The organism is Clostridium sp. HBUAS56010 (genome assembly GCF_007115105.1).
Taxonomy (GTDB): Bacteria; Bacillota; Clostridia; order Lachnospirales; family Lachnospiraceae; genus Lacrimispora.
Window position 1 is genome coordinate 1 of the sequence record NZ_SULJ01000038.1, and the last position, 370, is coordinate 370.

The 370-nt window shown below is 42.7% G+C and carries 1 tRNA gene; it reads right to left on the reverse strand.

The features are described 5' to 3' along the window. Positions 1-287: 287 nt before the first annotated feature. A tRNA-Ala gene (locus tag FAY33_RS19065) sits at positions 288-360 on the reverse strand. Positions 361-370 lie beyond the last annotated feature (10 nt).

Below are 370 nucleotides of genomic sequence, written 5' to 3' on the forward strand. Positions count from 1 at the left end.
TATCGTACGTTACGATATTTGAACGAGTTTTGTTTGGTTACATCATTTGATGTAACACCTCGGATGTCTTGATATTGTCTTTTTGTAAAGACTCTATCTAGATATATTTCAATATGTGGTTTTCAAGGTACATGCGCGATGCGAACAGAAGCGTGCACAATCATGTAGAAAACGGTGTGGAAAGCTTGCTTTCCTAAGGAGTTTTATATTTGATTGTATAGGCGTAAAACGCCGTGACTGAGAAAAGCGTTAGCTTTTCGAAGTGCTTGCTTCGTAACAGCACCGAATGGAGATGGAGAGATTCGAACTCTTGACCCCCTGCTTGCAAGGCAGGTGCTCTCCCAACTGAGCTACACCCCCATGTTACCGG